16 protein-coding genes and 1 pseudogene are annotated in these 18,003 nt (G+C 34.3%); 14 read left to right on the top strand and 3 right to left on the bottom strand.

Going from position 1 to position 18,003, the window contains the following annotated elements:
* Nucleotides 1-25: 25 nt before the first annotated feature.
* Complete coding sequence (locus DVK85_RS10590) at nucleotides 26-1,786, top strand: ABC transporter ATP-binding protein (RefSeq protein ID WP_114678410.1); 1,761 nt, start codon at nucleotides 26-28, stop codon at nucleotides 1,784-1,786.
* A gap of 71 nt (nucleotides 1,787-1,857) precedes the next feature.
* The gene (locus tag DVK85_RS10595) at nucleotides 1,858-2,229 is read left to right on the top strand and encodes a PUR family DNA/RNA-binding protein (protein WP_114678411.1); all 372 of its coding nucleotides are present in this window, start codon (nucleotides 1,858-1,860) and stop codon (nucleotides 2,227-2,229) included.
* Between the two features lie 35 nt (nucleotides 2,230-2,264).
* Here DVK85_RS10595 and DVK85_RS10600 read toward each other — a convergent pair whose 3' ends face one another.
* From DVK85_RS10600 to DVK85_RS10610, 3 genes are all read right to left on the bottom strand, one after another.
* Nucleotides 2,265-2,597 carry a tRNA-binding protein gene (locus DVK85_RS10600; protein WP_394338153.1) on the bottom strand — a complete coding sequence of 111 codons (333 nt, stop codon included), beginning with the start codon at nucleotides 2,595-2,597 and terminating at the stop codon, nucleotides 2,265-2,267.
* A gap of 51 nt (nucleotides 2,598-2,648) precedes the next feature.
* Nucleotides 2,649-3,191, bottom strand: a complete 543-nt coding sequence (locus DVK85_RS10605) for a hypothetical protein (RefSeq protein ID WP_127960583.1) — start codon at nucleotides 3,189-3,191, stop codon at nucleotides 2,649-2,651.
* 112 nt (nucleotides 3,192-3,303) lie between these two features.
* On the bottom strand, nucleotides 3,304-4,236 hold the full coding sequence (locus tag DVK85_RS10610; RefSeq protein ID WP_114678414.1) for a peptidylprolyl isomerase: 933 nt from the start codon (nucleotides 4,234-4,236) through the stop codon (nucleotides 3,304-3,306).
* A 108-nt stretch (nucleotides 4,237-4,344) separates the two neighbouring features.
* On the opposite strand from DVK85_RS10610, the pseudogene DVK85_RS10615 reads away from it, so the two are divergent.
* From DVK85_RS10615 to DVK85_RS10670, 12 genes and pseudogenes are all read left to right on the top strand, one after another.
* Nucleotides 4,345-5,139: pseudogene (locus DVK85_RS10615) on the top strand (class I SAM-dependent methyltransferase).
* A 36-nt stretch (nucleotides 5,140-5,175) separates the two neighbouring features.
* Complete coding sequence (locus DVK85_RS10620) at nucleotides 5,176-5,625, top strand: DUF1569 domain-containing protein (RefSeq protein ID WP_114678415.1); 450 nt, start codon at nucleotides 5,176-5,178, stop codon at nucleotides 5,623-5,625.
* Between the two features lie 81 nt (nucleotides 5,626-5,706).
* Entirely contained in the window at nucleotides 5,707-6,381 is a 675-nt protein-coding gene (gene trmD / locus DVK85_RS10625; RefSeq protein ID WP_114678416.1) for a tRNA (guanosine(37)-N1)-methyltransferase TrmD, read from the top strand.
* Nucleotides 6,382-6,530: 149 nt separating this feature from the next.
* Complete coding sequence (gene rplS / locus DVK85_RS10630; protein ID WP_114678417.1) at nucleotides 6,531-6,881, top strand: 50S ribosomal protein L19; 351 nt, start codon at nucleotides 6,531-6,533, stop codon at nucleotides 6,879-6,881.
* Between the two features lie 305 nt (nucleotides 6,882-7,186).
* Nucleotides 7,187-9,412, top strand: coding sequence for an NADP-dependent isocitrate dehydrogenase (locus DVK85_RS10635; protein WP_114678418.1), 2,226 nt, complete (start codon nucleotides 7,187-7,189; stop codon nucleotides 9,410-9,412).
* 120 nt (nucleotides 9,413-9,532) lie between these two features.
* The gene (locus DVK85_RS10640; protein WP_114678419.1) at nucleotides 9,533-10,105 is read left to right on the top strand and encodes a Crp/Fnr family transcriptional regulator; all 573 of its coding nucleotides are present in this window, start codon (nucleotides 9,533-9,535) and stop codon (nucleotides 10,103-10,105) included.
* Nucleotides 10,106-10,507: 402 nt separating this feature from the next.
* Nucleotides 10,508-12,886 (top strand): TonB-dependent receptor, encoded by a 2,379-nt coding sequence (locus tag DVK85_RS10645; RefSeq protein ID WP_114678420.1) that lies wholly within the window; start codon nucleotides 10,508-10,510, stop codon nucleotides 12,884-12,886.
* A 64-nt stretch (nucleotides 12,887-12,950) separates the two neighbouring features.
* Nucleotides 12,951-13,781 (top strand): DUF4249 family protein, encoded by an 831-nt coding sequence (locus DVK85_RS10650; protein WP_114678421.1) that lies wholly within the window; start codon nucleotides 12,951-12,953, stop codon nucleotides 13,779-13,781.
* A 116-nt stretch (nucleotides 13,782-13,897) separates the two neighbouring features.
* The gene (locus tag DVK85_RS10655; RefSeq protein ID WP_114678422.1) at nucleotides 13,898-14,560 is read left to right on the top strand and encodes a thiamine diphosphokinase; all 663 of its coding nucleotides are present in this window, start codon (nucleotides 13,898-13,900) and stop codon (nucleotides 14,558-14,560) included.
* An 82-nt stretch (nucleotides 14,561-14,642) separates the two neighbouring features.
* Complete coding sequence (gene uvrB, locus DVK85_RS10660) at nucleotides 14,643-16,628, top strand: excinuclease ABC subunit UvrB (RefSeq protein WP_114678423.1); 1,986 nt, start codon at nucleotides 14,643-14,645, stop codon at nucleotides 16,626-16,628.
* A 15-nt stretch (nucleotides 16,629-16,643) separates the two neighbouring features.
* A complete protein-coding gene (locus DVK85_RS10665) occupies nucleotides 16,644-17,231 on the top strand; it encodes a hypothetical protein (protein WP_114678424.1) in 588 nt (195 codons plus the stop codon).
* A gap of 162 nt (nucleotides 17,232-17,393) precedes the next feature.
* Nucleotides 17,394-18,002, top strand: coding sequence for a flavin reductase family protein (locus DVK85_RS10670; RefSeq protein WP_114678425.1), 609 nt, complete (start codon nucleotides 17,394-17,396; stop codon nucleotides 18,000-18,002).
* Nucleotide 18,003: the final 1 nt, after the last annotated feature.

Genomic DNA, 18,003 nt, shown 5'->3' on the forward strand with positions numbered 1-18,003 from the left:
AAAACACCTTTATATTAACATTTAAATGAAAGAACTACAGTATTTAAACAAGTATTTTGTAAAATATAAATTTCGATTTTTTATAGGAATCTCCATTACTATAATAGCACAGATATTTTCATTATTCACCCCTGAACTTATTGGTAATTCTATTAAATCGATTGAAGAATTCACAAATAAAGGAGGAATATCTGCCGAAGTAATAAAAAATGAACTACTAACTAACATATTACTTATTATTGCCACCACCCTTATTGCTGGTGCGCTTACTTTCTTGATGCGTCAGACACTTATCGTAATGTCGCGCCATGTAGAGTTTGATCTTAAAAATGAAATTTTCAGGCAATATGAGAACCTATCTCAAAGTTTTTATAAACGTAACCGTACAGGCGACTTAATGAACCGTATTAGCGAAGATGTTAACAAGGTGCGTATGTATGTAGGGCCTGCGGTAATGTACTCTTTAAATACAATAATACGATTTGCGGTGGTAATGACACAGATGTACATTATATCGCCAAAGCTAACATTATATAGTCTACTCCCCCTACCTATACTATCGTATAGTATTTTTAAAATAAGTAAAGAAATTAATAAACGTAGTACATCATACCAGCAAAACTTATCAAACCTGTCTACATTTACCCAAGAAATGTTTTCGGGGATAAGAGTTATAAAAGCCTATGCTTTAGAAAAGCAAAAGCAAACCGATTTTACTGAGCTATCACGCGATAGCAAAAAGAAAAATATGCGCCTTGCTAAAGTTAATGCACAGTTTGGACCGTTAATGATATTACTAATAGGTATTAGCAACCTTGTAGTGATATATGCAGGTGGCGTAATGTATATAAATGGTAGTATACCTGACATTGGAGTTATTGCAAAGTTCATCCTTTATATTAATATGCTTACTTGGCCTGTAGCATCGCTAGGCTGGATATCATCTATGGTACAAGAGGCAGAAGCATCGCAAAAAAGGATTAATGAATTTTTAAAAACTGAACCAGATATTAAAAATAATCAAGAGAAACACATTACTATAGAAGGAAAAATTGCTTTTGATAATGTCTCTTTTACTTATGATGATACTAATATCACAGCATTAAAAGATGTATCTTTTACCGTAAACAAAGGTGAAACTCTCGCTATATTAGGAAAAACAGGTTCGGGAAAATCTACAATACTATCATTAATAAGCCGATTGTATGATGTAGAAAAAGGAGCGATACTCGTTGATAACGAAAATATAAAAGACATTAACCTTAACGATTTGCGGAACAGCGTGGGTTTTGTACCCCAAGATGCCTTTTTATTCTCTGACAGCATTGAAAACAATATTAAATTTGGTAATGAATATGCTACAGACGATGAAATAGTTACTGTTGCTAAAAAAGCAGTAGTACACGACAATATTATTAATTTTAATAAACAATACAAAACAGTATTAGGAGAGCGAGGTATAACCCTATCAGGTGGGCAAAAACAAAGAGTATCTATAGCCAGAGCCATGATAAAAGATGCTCCTATACTATTACTAGACGATTCACTATCGGCAGTAGATACTGAAACTGAAGAAGCTATACTAAATAACTTACTAGAATTTTGTAAAGATAAAACCACAATAATTGTAAGCCATAGAGTATCATCTGCTAAAAATGCCGATAAAATAATTATACTAGAAGGTGGTAAAATAGTACAACAAGGTACTCACAACCAAATGGTAAACACCGAAGGTTATTATAAAGAATTATACCTAAAACAACTTTCAGAAAAAGAAATTCAGTAAATCGTTGGATTATATAGTTTTTTTTTAGATTTTTGGTTGGTACATAAATCATACAAACCAAACCAAGGATTATGAGAGAAAATGATATGTTGGAAAAGGAAGAGATCTTTTCTAAAGTTCTAAGGGCAGGAAGAAGAACTTACTTTTTTGATGTAAGAGCTACAAAAGCTGACGACTATTACATTACCATTACCGAAAGTAAAAAGTTTACTGAAGAAGATGGTTCTTTCCATTTCAAAAAGCACAAAATCTATCTTTACAAAGAAGACTTTACTGCATTCAAAGAAATTCTTGAAGAGATGACTACTTACGTGCTAGACCATAAAGGCGAAGAAGTAATATCTGAAAGACATCAAAAAGACTTTAAAAAGTTATTTGGTGAAAAAAATGAAGAAACGGTTACTACAGAAAGCTTTACAGATATAAGCTTTGATGATATATAAATAAAAAAACTGCCATATGGCAGTTTTTTGTTTTTTTATAATATCCGTAACCCATTTTCTACCCTAAGGTCTGGGGCGAGTAATATTACATCGCCTTCTGTTCCTACAGCTCCTAAAACAAGGCATTCGCTCATGAATTTTCCTATTTGTTTTTTAGGAAAGTTTACTACTGCTACAATTTGCCTGTTTAGCAGACCTTCTTTAGTATATCGTTTTGTAATCTGTGCCGACGATTTACGAATACCTATTTCTGTACCAAAGTCTATTGTTAATTGATATGCTGGCTTTCGTGCTTCAGGAAAATCATTTACATCAATAATAGTCCCTACACGCATTTCTGTTTTTTCAAATTCTTCCCAAGTAAGCATAATACTATTTAATTATTCTGTTTTTATTAATTTAATACTAGAAAAAAACAACTACTCTTTTTCTACTACTACATCTATAGGTCGGTTCATTTTACGCCCAAATTTCACCGCTGCTTGCTGGCTTTCGTTAGAGCATAACACATACATGTTATAACTATATAATGGCACCGTTACAGATTTAAATGCACCTCCATTATTTGCCCCATCAATGTCTTCAATTTTTATACTAAAATTATCGGCAGGAAAAGTATTGGCTACAGAAAGCAGGTAGTTATCTTTAGCAAAAGGGAAAAACCAACGTTCTTTTTTGGCTACTTCATCCTCTTTAAGTCTTTTATTATCATCCCCTATTTTATAGTTCGATGTAAATTGTAATGGAGCATTAGCATTTTTAAAACTATAAAGGTTGTTAACATTTATAACGTTCCTGCCAAGACTATCTACAATGGTTATTTTTAAATTCTTAATGTTTTCTGTTTTTCCTGCTTCATGCACATCAAGTACAATATAAGATGTGAAATCGTAACCACAGTGCATTACCTGCGCCTTGGCAGAGAACGTAAATAATAACAAAAATATAATAATGTATCGCATAGCTTATAATAAATATTGGTAAAAATAGTACTATAAATGCTTACTTTCAAAAAGTATTCCAAATAAAAAGCCGCCATCACTGGCGGCTTTTTAAATATAATTGTATCGATGTTTATTTTACATCCATTAATTCTACATCAAAAATAAGTGTAGCATCTGGAGGTATAACACCACCTGCACCACGTGAACCATAAGCAAGATCTGATGGTATTACAAAACGAGCTTTATCACCTACATGCAATAAAGATACACCTTCATCCCAACCTGGTATAACCTGACCTACTCCTAATTGAAACTCAATAGGTTGTTTTCTTTGGTAAGATGAATCAAATACTTGCCCATCATCAAGCGTTCCTTTATAGTGCACAGATACTTTGTTACCTTTCTCTGCTTTTTTACCGTCACCTTTTTGTATTATTTTATAACGAAGTCCACTATCTGTTTTATCAAAACCAGCAGCTAGCTTTTCCATTTCTGCTTCTGCCATTTGTTTAGCTTCAGCAAGACGTTTCTCACGCGAACCTTCAAATGTTCTAAAAGCTTCTATAGCATTCCAGTTTTTAGCTTCTTCTCCTTCTCTTACTATTTCAAGGTTCTCTATAGTATCGCCTTGTGCAATAGCATCAACAATATCTTGTCCTTCTATTACATGACCAAAAACAGTATGCTTATTATCTAACCAAGGAGTTTCTACATGCGTAATAAAAAACTGAGAACCATTAGTACCAGGTCCTGCATTAGCCATAGAAAGTACTCCAGGCTTGTCATGTTTTAATTCTGGGTGAAATTCATCATCAAAGTTGTACCCTGGTCCGCCAGTACCACTACTCTGTGGGCATCCACCTTGTATCATAAAATCAGGTATAACACGGTGAAATTTCAATCCGTCATAATAGGGTTTACCCTGTGGCTTTTCATTATTCTCAAGGTTACCTTCAGCAAGTCCTACAAAATTACCCACTGTACCAGGGGTTTTATCATATGTAAGTTTTACCAGTATAGCACCTTTTGTAGTATTGAATTTTGCGTAAATTCCGTTTTCCATTATGAATGTTTTTGTTTGTAAACCGCAAATTTACGAATAAAATTCCTACCTGCCCAGTCGATAAATCATAACAATAATGTAAATTTGAATGTACTTATTTACATTATTATGGAAAAAGATTATTTAGCTATCAATAAAAAAGCTTGGAACAGCAAAACAGCTATACATGTTGATTCTGATTTTTATGATATGCCCTCTTTCATGGCAGGCAAATCTAGTTTAAATAGTATTGAACTTGACTTACTTGGAGATATTAAAGATAAAAGGATATTGCACCTATAATGTCACTTTGGGCAAGATACACTATCCTTAGCCCGAATGGGAGCTATAGTAACAGGAGTAGATTTATCTGACAAAGCAATTGAAAAAGCTGAAGAACTTTCTGCCTCGCTAAATATACCTGCACGTTTTATTTGTTGTGATATTTATAGCCTTCCCGACTATCTGGATGAAGAATTTGATATTGTTTTTACCAGTTACGGCACTATCGGCTGGCTACCTGATATTGAAAAATGGACAGGTATTATAAACCGTTACCTAAAAACAGGAGGACAATTTGTTTTTGCAGAGTTTCACCCTGTAGTTTGGATGTTTGATGATAATTTTGATTCGATTGTTTACAGTTATTTTAATAAAGAAATCATTTATGAAACAGTAAACGGGACTTATACTGATAATGAAGCTAATATTACTACCGAAATTATATCTTGGAACCATAGTATAGCCGAAGTTGTAGGTAACTTGATAAGTAAAGGGTTACAAATAAAAGTACTTAATGAGTATGATTATAGTCCTTATAATTGCCTTGAAGGTATGGAAGAAGTAGAAAAAGGAAAATTTAGGATTAAAAAAATGGTAGATAAATTACCCTTAGTATATGCCCTACTCGCTAAAAAACCATAGTAATAATTCATTATATTTGACTCAAAAATTATACTTATGGAAAGTGTTTTCGATACTCAGGGTAATCAAAAAATAGTTGCAAGAATAGAAAAACTAACCCCTATTACACTATCACAGTGGGGTAAAATGACTGTTAGTCAAATGATGGAACATTGCCAGCAACCTATAAAGGTGGCTAATGGCACACTTAACTTAAAGTCTAACTGGATGAGTTTTCTTTTTGGTAAAATGATGAAAAAAAAGCTGTTAGAGTCAAAACCATTTGCACATGGTATGCCAACCGTAAAAGAATTTAGAATAGCACATGAGCCTGACTTTGAATCTACTAAAAAAGAATTGATTGATTTAATTATAGCCTTTACTAACGAAGGACACGCAAGTATAAAAAACCCGAAACATCCATTTTTTGGAGAGATGACTATGGAAGAATGGGATATATTACAATGGAAACACCTTGACCATCATCTAAAACAATTTGGGGTTTAAACGTAATAACTAATCAACTTCTTAATGTAGCTACAGAATTGTTACATTTGCAAATTATAAAATTTTTTGATTAAAAATAATATGCGCATTGATATAATTACTGTACTGCCCGAATTAATAAAAAGTCCTTTTGAAACCTCTATATTAAAAAGAGCTATAGATAAAGGACTTGTAGAAGTACACTTTCATAATTTAAGAGAATATAGCACCAACAAACAAAAAAGTATCGATGATTACCAGTTTGGCGGTGGCGCAGGTATGGTAATGATGGTAGAACCTATAGACCTATGCATTAGCAAACTAAAAGCAGAGCGCGAGTATGACGAGGTAATTTATATGACACCTGATGGCGAAACCCTAAACCAAGGAATGGCAAACCAAATGTCATTACTAAAAAACATTATTATACTTTGTGGTCATTATAAAGGAGTAGATCAGCGTGTGCGTGACCATTATATAACTAAAGAGATTTCTATTGGAGATTTTGTGCTATCAGGTGGTGAGCTTGCAGCAGCCGTAGTATCTGACGCTATTATTAGGCTTATACCAGGTGTGTTGAGTAACGAAACATCGGCACTTACTGATAGTTTTCAGGATGATTTGCTCTCCCCTCCTATCTACACACGCCCTTCAGAGTATAAAGGTTGGAAAGTTCCAGATGTATTACTTAGTGGTAACTTTGCTAAGATAGACCAATGGCGCGAAGATAAAGCACTAGAACACACTAAGAACCGACGACCTGACTTACTAGAGTAATCGATCAAAAAGTGTTCTTAAAAGTTTAAAAACTAATATAAAAACTTCTTTGTTGCTTTAAAATAATTTATATATTTGCACCCAATTCGGACTAACCTCTGGCGAGACTCGTGAATGTTACTCTGATTCAAACTTAAACAATTAGCAAAATGTCTGATTTAGTAAAATTTGTACAAGACGAATTTGTAACAAAAAAAGATTTCCCAGAATTTAATGCAGGTGACACAATAACTGTGTACTACGAAATTAAAGAGGGTGAAAAAACAAGAACTCAGTTCTTTAAAGGAGTAGTTATCCAAAAAAGAGGTGCAGGTATCACACAAACCTTCACAATCCGTAAAATGTCAGGTTCTGTAGGTGTAGAGCGTATCTTCCCTATGAATATGCCAGCATTACAAAAAGTTGAAGTTAACCAAAGAGGTAAAGTACGTAGAGCTCGTATCTTCTACTTTAGAGAACTTACTGGTAAAAAAGCAAAAATTAAAGAAAGAAGAAGATAATTTTTCTTTTTGCAATCTATATAAAATCCCTTCGCAATGCGAAGGGATTTTTTTATTGTTTTTAATTTAAGTAAAAAAAACAAGGAATATTAAAAATAGTAATCTAACTACAACGTTTTTTTGCCATATTCGCACTACGCAATATGCTGATATTTTGCTATATTTGCGAGCCTTGCTTTTAGTTTAAGTTTTTTATCATTATATAAAATACTTATTTCTAAAAACTGCTAAAAAACAATATCTAAATTCATTTAATAATCTGCCTGCCTCTACTTAAAGGTGGGGAATTTAAAAAAACTGAAAAAATGTCAAAAGCATCAAAAATCATTTATACGATAACTGATGAAGCCCCTATGCTGGCAACCCATTCTTTCCTGCCTATAGTACAAGCTTTTGCCGCACCGGCAGGTGTTGCGTTAGAAACAAGAGATATTTCGCTTGCTGGAAGAATACTTGCAAACTTTCCTGATCATCTTACTGAAAGCCAAAAAATAAATGATGCACTTAGCGAACTAGGCGAGCTAGCTAAAACTCCCGAAGCTAACATCATAAAACTACCAAACATATCTGCCTCTGTACCACAGTTAAAAGCAGTTATAAAAGAATTACAATCGCAAGGATATAATATACCTGACTTTCCTGAAGATCCTGAAACTGACGAAGAGAAAGCTATAAAAGCTCGTTATGCTAAAGTATTAGGTTCTGCTGTAAACCCTGTATTACGTGAGGGGAACTCTGACAGAAGAGCTCCAAAGGCGGTTAAAAATTATGCTAAAGCACACCCACACAGAATGGGAGCTTGGTCATCTGACTCTAAAACTCACGTAGCAAGCATGAACGGTGGCGATTTTTACGGAAGTGAAAAATCAGTTACTGTAAGTGATAATAATGACGTTAAAATTGAGCTTACTGACAAAAGTGGAAATGTAACTGTATTAAAAGTAAGTACTCCACTTATAGCTGGCGAAATTATAGATAGCTCTGTTATGAGCATGAAAAGCCTAAAAAGCTTTATTGCTAAAGAGGTAGAAAGCGCTAAGCAACAAGGTGTACTATTTTCGGTTCACCTAAAAGCTACCATGATGAAGATTTCAGACCCTATCATCTTTGGTGCTTTTGTAGAAGTGTTTTTTAAAGATGTATTTGAAAAATACGGGCAATTATTTGAAGAATTAGGAGTTGATACCCGTAATGGTCTTGGCGATGTATATGCTAAAATAGCTGGTACTCCACAAGAAGCTGAAGTAAAAGCTGCTATTGACCAAGTTTATAAAAACAGTCCAGATTTAGCAATGGTAAATTCTGATAACGGAATTACCAACCTACATGTACCATCAGATGTTATTATTGATGCTTCTATGCCAGCAATGATTCGTACATCTGGACAAATGTGGAATGCAGAAGGAAATCAGCAAGATACTAAAGCTATTATACCAGACAGATGTTATGCAGGTGTATATAGCGCTACAATTGATTTTTGTAAAAAACATGGTGCGTTTAACCCATCAACAATGGGGAGTGTACCAAACGTAGGGCTTATGGCACAAAAAGCCGAAGAGTACGGATCTCACGATAAAACATTCCAAATTGCAGCTGATGGTGTAGTACGTGTTACTGATAATAGTGGTACTGTTCTCATGGAACAAAATGTTGAAGCAGGTGATATTTTTAGAATGTGTCAAACTAAAGATGCTCCTATACGCGACTGGGTTAAACTAGCCGTTACAAGAGCAAGATTATCTGGCACTCCTGCTGTATTTTGGTTAGACGAAAATAGAGCGCATGATGTACAACTTATAGAAAAAGTAAACACATACTTAAAAGATCACGATACTACAGGACTTGATATTCATATCATGAACCCTATAGATGCTACCAACTTTACATTAGAAAGAATTATTAAAGGAGAAGATACAATATCAGTAACTGGTAATGTATTAAGAGATTACCTTACTGACCTTTTTCCTATCCTGGAAGTAGGTACATCGGCAAAAATGCTTTCTATAGTACCGTTAATGAATGGTGGCGGACTGTTTGAAACAGGCGCAGGAGGTTCTGCTCCTAAACACATACAACAATTTATTGAAGAAGGTTACCTGCGTTGGGATTCACTAGGTGAGTTCCTTGCACTAGGTGTATCATTAGAGCATTTAGGTCAAAATTTTGACAATAAAAAAGCATTGGTATTATCCGAAGCGTTAGATGATGCTACAGAGAAATTCCTTGAAAATGATAAATCACCTGCCCGTAAATTAGGCAGTATCGATAATAGAGGTTCACATTTTTACCTTGCTATGTATTGGGCACAGGCTTTAGCAAAACAAACTAAAGATATGGAACTTAAAGCTCAGTTTGAAGAAATTGCAAAAGATCTTACCGAAAACGAAGCTAAAATAAACGAAGAACTTATTGCTGCTCAGGGCAAACCGCAAGAAATTGATGGTTACTACCACCCTAATTTTAGCAAAACAGATAAAGCTATGCGACCAAGTGAGACACTTAATAAAATACTTGCTAAGCTAACAAAATAGTAATCGCATACTTTAATAACACTAAAAAGACAGTCTTAAGACTGTCTTTTTTTATGATAACAATACCTTGTTTTAATATACGTTTGTACTATCATCAATCAATAATCAATCAAAACGTATATGTATATTAATCCAAATAATCAATTTGACAGTATAGGAGACGTTGTTTCTTTAAAAATAATTAATTTACTTAAAGAAGCAGGAACCGAAATGACTATTGAGTCAGGACAAACAATTATAAAAGAGGGACAGTTATGCGACTTTTTTTTTATTGTTGTTTCGGGTTCGTTTAGAGCATATAGATATATTAATGATCATGAAGTAATTATAGGCTTTTCATTTAAAGGAGATATAGACACAGCTCCCTATGCATTTGTTAATAAACAGCATAGTACAGAGAATATTGAAGCTATTACAAAAAGTAAGATTATAAAAATACATCGAAGTACTTTTGATAATTTGGCAGCAGAAAATCCTGAAATGGATAATTTTATACTGAACTTGCTTGCCAGATATACCGAGATATTAATAAAAAGACACCTCGAATTTAAAATTTATACTGCCGAACATATATATCTTTTATTACATAAAAGGCAACAAGAGGAAATACATAAAATTCCATTAAAGTATATCGCATCTTATTTAGGTATTTCTCCTCAACGTTTAAGTCGTATAAGAAATAAATTAAAATAAAAACCTAAAATTAATATAAGTCAATTCTCACTTTTAATTTTTATTTTACATTTGCTCCTAAATATAAAAGTGGTTTATTATAATGCAATACCCCTATGCTATTTATAATAAATAATAAGATTATGTCGCAATGATACTGTAAATAGATTATTCATTCTATACAGTTTATCTCAAGTATTATACAACTTGTCTATTAAATATAACAAATGAGTAATAATAATCGAGTATAATAAATCTTAACTTATAGTATTTTATAATTTTGCGCTGCATTTATAATATATTAAAATTGTAAGATAATATTTAACCTAAAAAGTACAACAAATAGTTTATGAGACCGTTAGGAATTCTAATAATTTAAAAATCAATCATTAATCAAAAAACGAAACAAACAATCAAATCATCATGACATTATTAAAACAGAGGTACTTAACTGTACTTTTTATGCTTATTTTCTCTGTAGCATTTGCTCAGGAAAAATTTACACTCAGCGGCACAATATCTGATGTCGGAAGTAACGAAACACTTATCGGGGCAAGTGTTTACATTGTAGAAGTACAAAAAGCAGTTTCTACCAACGAATATGGGTTTTACTCTATATCGCTACCCGAAGGTACTTATACTATACAAATAAGCTATGTTAGTTTTAGTACAATACAAAAAACTGTAATACTTAACCAAAACATTCGTGAAAACTACCAGCTTACTACAGACACTCAAGAACTTAATGAAGTAGTTATCACTGAAAATAAAAAGAGAGCAAACATTAGAAAGCCTCAAATGAGTGTTAACACACTATCTGTAGAAGAAATAAAAAAAATGCCTGTAGTACTCGGAGAGGTAGATGTATTAAAATCGTTATTACAACTACCTGGAGTTACCAATGCTGGTGAAGGAGCATCGGGCTTTAATGTACGTGGTGGTGGTGCAGACCAAAACCTTATTTTACTAGATGAGGCTACCATATTTAATTCTTCTCACCTATTTGGTTTTTTCTCTGTATTTAACTCAGATGCTATTAAAGATATTAAACTTTATAAAGGTGGTATTCCTGCACGCTTTGGAGGAAGAACATCATCTGTATTAGAAATATACCAAAAAGAAGGTAATAGTAAAGAATTTCACATGAATGGTGGTATAGGTCTAATATCTAGTAGGGTTATGGCAGAAGGTCCTATCTCTAAAGATAGAGGATCGTTTCTTATTGCCGGAAGAGCCTCTTATGCGCATCTGTTTTTAAAACTAGCTAATCAAGATAACTCTGCTTATTTTTATGACCTTAACACTAAACTAAGTTATAAACTTAACGAAAATAACAACTTATACCTATCAGGATATTTTGGTAGAGACCTTTTTGAAATTGATGATTTATTCTCTAATACATACGGTAATACTGTAGTAAACTTACGTTGGAATCACTTATTTAGCGATAGGTTGTTCTCAAATTTTTCTACTATATATAGCGATTATTACTACGGGCTAGAACTTGGAATTTTAGACTTTAAATGGGATTCTGGAATTAAAAATTATAATTTCAAGTACGACCTAAAGCATTACATCTCTAACAATTTTAAATTAAAATATGGTGTTAATGCTATTTATTATGACTTTAACCCAGGTAAAATAACCCCAACGGGCAGTCAATCATCTATAAACGAGAGACAACTGGAAAAGAAATATGCTTTTGAGCCCGCTATATACCTTGAGGCAGAGCATAGGCTGAGTGATAAAATAACCATGAGTTATGGTGTTCGTTATAGTATGTTTTATAGACTAGGTGCTCAAACTATTAACTTATATGAAAACAATCAGGCAGTTAATTATGACTCTGATCTCAAAATATACGAAAAAGCAGACCCGATAGGCAATAAAAGATATAGTAGTGGACAAACTATTGCTGATTTTAATAATCTAGAACCACGGGCAACATTTGCTTATGAGTTAAACAACAATCAGTCAATAAAAGCAAGTTATAACCGAATGGTTCAATACCTTAACTTAGTATCGAACACTTCATCCCCTACTCCTCTCGATATCTGGACTCCTAGTGGTTTATATATAGATCCTCAAATACTTGATCAAGTAGCACTAGGCTATTTCAGAAACTTTAGTGATGATAAATACAGTCTGGAAGTAGAAACATTTTACAAAAAGACAAAAAATAGATTAGACTATATTGATGGGGCTGACTTAATTGCTAATGAAGCTATAGAACAAGTGATACTTAATGGTGAAGCAAGAGCTTATGGACTTGAGCTATTATTACGCAAAAACGAAGGTAAATTAACTGGTTTTATTGCTTATACATTATCGCGTTCAGAACAAAGAACACCGGGGCGTACTGCTGAAGAAGTAGGTATAAACAATGGTGACTGGTATAGAACAGGGTTTGATAAACTACATGATCTTTCGGTTACAGCTTCTTATGAGTTAGATAAAAAATGGTCGTTTGGAACAACATTTTCATTACAGTCTGGGCGAGCTACCACTTACCCTAAAGGACAATACACCTATGGAGATGTAAACATCCCTATTTACGGAAATAGAAATGGAGACGCCCTTCCTGCATATCATCACTTAGATATTTCTGCAACCTATACTCCAAAACCTGAAAAGAAAAAAGGATGGCAAGGCGAATGGGTGTTTAGTATCTATAATTTATACAACAGGCAAAATGCTGCTTCTATGACATTTAGACAAAATGAGAATACAGGGATAAACGAATCTGTTAAAACATCTATTTTTGGAGTTGTGCCTAGTATAACTTATAATTTTAAATTTTAAATAACACCCCTCTTCTTCGATTAAATAATATAAAATCGAAGAAAAGGATTTCAAATATATAACTATGAAAAATATTAAACTCATCTTATTATTTGTAACTACTATACTCTTCATTTCGTGTGAAGAAGTAGTTCATCTTGATTTAGATACCGAAGACCCAAAACTTGTAATAGATGCGTCTATAATATGGGTTAAAGGTACAACTGGTAATGAGCAAGTAGTAAAACTTACAACCTCTGCTGGTTATTACGAAACCACAGTACCTACTGTTTCAGATGCAACCGTTTTTATTGTTAATACTGATAACGGAGCTGTTTTTAACTTTGTTGAAACAGTACTGGGTACAGGAGAATATGTATGTACTAACTTTGAACCTATTATAAATAATAATTATGAACTCACCGTTATATATGACGGCGAAACATATATAGCTACCGAAAAAATGTATCCTGTGCCTAGTATAGAAAATATAACACAAGACGACGAAAGTGGTTTTGATGGTAGTTCTATGGAAATCGAAGTGTTTTTTCAAGATGATGCTATAACAGAAAATTATTATCTAGCACGATTTGACACCGATATATATCCTTATCCTGAATATACTGCACTAGATGATGAGTTTAACAATGGTAACTTAATGTCGGTACTTTATATTGATGATGATTTAGAAACAGGTGATGTGTTAGATATTAGACTAGCAGGAACATCTAGAAGGTATTATGACTATATGGAATTAGTTATTACCATTATAGAAGGAGGAGCTGGTAGCGGACCATTCCAAACAACTCCTGCTGCTGTTCGCGGAAACTTTGTAAACCAAACAAATACAAATAACTATCCTTACGGTTATTTCCATATTTCAGAAGTAGATTATATACAATATACTGTACAATAAATAGTACTATTCAAAATACTTTTGTATCAAAAAAACGGCTATTATCAATAAATTGGTAATAGCCGTTATAGTATATAGAATTTTATTTGTATTATTTTTACAAAAACTAAACAAATATGTCATCTCACCACATAGTACGCGACGACCAAGAACCCGCATTAATAATAGCTAATGGGGCCGAATGCAGTGAAGAACTCATGGGGCAATTACTAGAGTGGTCACCTTTAGTTATTGTGCTAGATAGCGCTATAAAACGCGTGATAAACTTAGGTATTAAAATAGATGTTCTACTAGGTGATTTTGATCGGGATTTTGACCCTGAACAGTATCGCGACATGCAATACCCACTTGAAATAGTACATACACCTGATCAAAATAAAACCGATCTCGAAAAAGCCTTTGATTATCTTATAAATCGTGGTTTTCCTGCCGTAAATGTAATATGGGCAACAGGACGTCGTGCTGACCATACTATTACTAATATTACGAATATAGTACGCTATCGCGAAAAATTAAAAATTGTAATGCTAGACGATCACAGCAAAATTTTTCAACTTCCTAAAAAGTTCGAAAAATGGTACACTGCTGCTACACCAATATCACTAATACCCATTGGTAAAGCAGAAGGTATTATAACAAAAAACCTAAAATATCCGCTTAATGATGAAGCCTTAACCATAGGGCATCGCACAGGCAGTAGCAACGAAGCTTTAAACGATGGTATTGTTACAATAGAACATCGTGAGGGTAACTTATTACTTATGGAGTGCTTTGACTAAAAAACCATTTACTGTTACTTAAAACTGACTACTACAACTATAAACTATTCGCTATCTTTGTTCTAAAGCACGAAAAGAAAATATGAAATTTCAGGTAGTATCAGATTATAAACCTACGGGCGATCAGCCTACGGCAATAAAACAACTAAGCGCAGGCATCGATACAGGAGAAAAATTCCAGACACTATTAGGGGTTACAGGGTCAGGTAAAACCTTTACTATGGCAAATGTTATAGAAGAGGTACAAAAACCCACACTGGTACTGGCACACAACAAAACACTGGCTGCCCAGTTATATAGTGAGTTCAAACAGTTTTTCCCGAATAATGCCGTAGAATATTTTGTATCCTACTACGACTACTACCAACCCGAAGCCTACATACCCGTTAGCGGATTATATATAGAAAAAGACCTTTCGATAAACGAAGAGCTAGAGAAAATGCGACTTAGCACGACCTCTTCCCTACTTTCAGGGCGTAGAGATATAATTGTAGTCGCATCAGTATCCTGTTTATATGGTATTGGTAACCCTGTCGAGTTTCAAAAAAACGTAGTTTCTATAGAGCGTGACCAAGTAATAAGCCGTACCAAACTACTGCACCGTTTAGTACAAAGTTTATACTCCCGTACGGAAGCTGACTTTTTACCAGGTACATTCCGTATAAAAGGCGATACTGTTGAGGTTTTCCCAAGTTATGCTGACGACCCGTTCCGTGTTCATTTTTTTGGCGATGAAATCGAAGAAATCGAAGCTTTTGATGCAAAAACATCACAGGTAATCGAGAAATATGAAAAACTAAACATCTACCCTGCCAATATGTTCGTAACAAGCCCCGATGTATTGCAGGGGGCAATATGGGAAATACAACAGGATTTAGTAAAACAAGTCGATTATTTTAAAGAAATAGGCAAACACCTCGAAGCAAAACGCCTTGAAGAACGTACCAATTTTGACCTCGAAATGATACGCGAACTAGGCTACTGCTCGGGTATCGAAAATTACTCACGTTATCTGGACAGGAGGCAACCCGGTACACGTCCGTTCTGTTTGCTGGATTACTTCCCTGACGATTATTTAATGGTTATTGATGAAAGCCACGTAACCATTAGCCAAGTACACGCCATGTATGGCGGCGACCGTTCCCGTAAGGAAAACTTGGTTGAATATGGTTTCCGCTTGCCTGCGGCTATGGATAACCGCCCTTTAAAATTTGAGGAGTTTGAAGCCATGCAAAACCAAGTGGTTTATGTAAGTGCCACTCCTGCCGATTATGAGCTGCAAAAAAGCGGTGGTGTGTATGTAGAGCAGATAATTCGACCTACAGGATTACTTGACCCTATTATAGAAATACGCCCCAGCCTAAACCAGATAGACGACCTTATTGAAGAAATACAACAACGTGTAGAACTCGACGAGCGTGTATTGGTAACCACACTTACCAAACGTATGGCGGAAGAGCTTGCCAAATACCTTACGAAATTGTCAATACGCTGTCGATACATACACAGCGAAGTAGATACACTAGAGCGGGTAGAAATTATGCAAGATTTACGTAAAGGAATATTCGATGTACTAATTGGGGTAAACTTACTACGAGAAGGGTTAGATTTACCTGAAGTATCATTAGTAGCAATACTGGATGCCGATAAAGAGGGCTTTTTGCGTAGTACACGCTCATTAACGCAAACCGTTGGGCGTGCGGCACGTAACGTGAACGGTAAAGCCATAATGTATGCCGACAAAATTACCGACAGTATGCAACGCACTATGGATGATACCACCTACAAACGCGAAAAACAGCATAACTATAACATTGAACACGGATTAGTGCCTATGGCATTAAACAAAAAAATAGAAAACTCACTGGGTAGGAATAGTGTGGCTTATAATTATGACAGTAGCCCAAAAGTTGCTGCCGAACCCGACACTACCTATATGGCTAAAGGCGATATAGAAAAGCTGATACGCGAAAAGCGTAAAAGCATGGAAAAAGCCGCTAAAGACCTTGACTTTTTACAAGCTGCTAAGTTGCGAGATGAGATTAAAGAGTTACAGGAGAAGATTTAAACTAATATGAGAAATATGAATATTCCAAAACCATCTTTAATTTTTATTTTTTTAACGAGTCTTTCTTCACTCTTTGGTTGTTCAGGAAAATCCAATAGCAAAAAAGAAGAGGGAAAATCCGCAGAAGCATCTCTTAAAGAAGATAATTCTTATAATGAAATGAGAAATGGAGCACTTACTGTTAAACCTGAACAATTGGGCATTGATATTCCGGAAGATTCCATAGTTGTTTATGGTATAGTAATGGATTGGGGAATAGATGATAATACCATTGCTACAATTGTTTCTTTTAAAAATGGAGATGCAAGCCTCTATTTAAGTTCTGGAGGAGGTATTATCGGAGGAGGGCAACACACTAATGTTAATTTTGCTGCTAAAAAATTCGTAGAATTAGCGGAAAACTATATAGTAGAACAAAAACCTGCTATAAAGATGCCACTACCTGTAAAAGACTATATAATATTTTATATACTTACTAATAAAGGTATTTTTATGCTACATGAAGAAATGAGAAATTTCGAAAATAGTTCTTCTTTATTACTTCCTCTATTTGAAGAAGGTAATATTGTATTAAGTGAATTAAGAAGTATAAGTGATAAATAATTATTCAACAAAAATCTGTGCTCATCTGCCTGATCCGTGTTATCTGCGTTCCACAATATCCGCAATCCCGTTTGCAGAAAAATTAAAAAAATGCAATTTAGTTAGCATATAATTTACATATACCTAATAAAATTTCTTTAATTTGTAAGAAATACAAAGTATATGCAAATTGACCCGTCGCAAACAAGTCAAAGAAACATCTATAAAATCCTGTCAGGAGCTATAATTCCGCGCCCCATAGCATGGGTATCCAGCATCAGCGAAGAAGGGATAACCAACCTTGCCCCGTTTTCATTTTTTAATATGGTAGGCGACGATCCGCCACATATTATGTTCTCTACTGTACGCACGGGCGACAAAAACAAAGACACACTTAATAACGTACTTGCCACAAAGCAATTTGTAGTCAATTTAGCAACGGTAGACCTTGTCGAGAAAATGAATGATACTTCGGCAAACTTACCTCCTAACGAAAGCGAATTCGATTTTGCAGGGCTTACTCCTGCGCCATCAGTAGTTATAAAACCACCCAGAGTACAGGAAAGCCCTGTAAGTATGGAGTGCGAACTGGTACACCATTACAGCCTTGAAGGGCATCAAAACGGTGGTGCTACAATAATGATAGGCAGGATTGTAATGATTCATATAGATGAATTGATACTGCTAGATGACTTTAAAATAAACATGGAAACCTACAAACCTGTTGCCCGATTAGCAGGGTCTAACTACTCAGGTTTGGGAGATATTTTTTCAATAAAAAGACCAATATAAC

Origin of the sequence: Flavobacterium arcticum (assembly GCF_003344925.1) — a bacterium.
Taxonomy (GTDB): domain Bacteria; phylum Bacteroidota; class Bacteroidia; order Flavobacteriales; family Flavobacteriaceae; genus Flavobacterium; species Flavobacterium arcticum.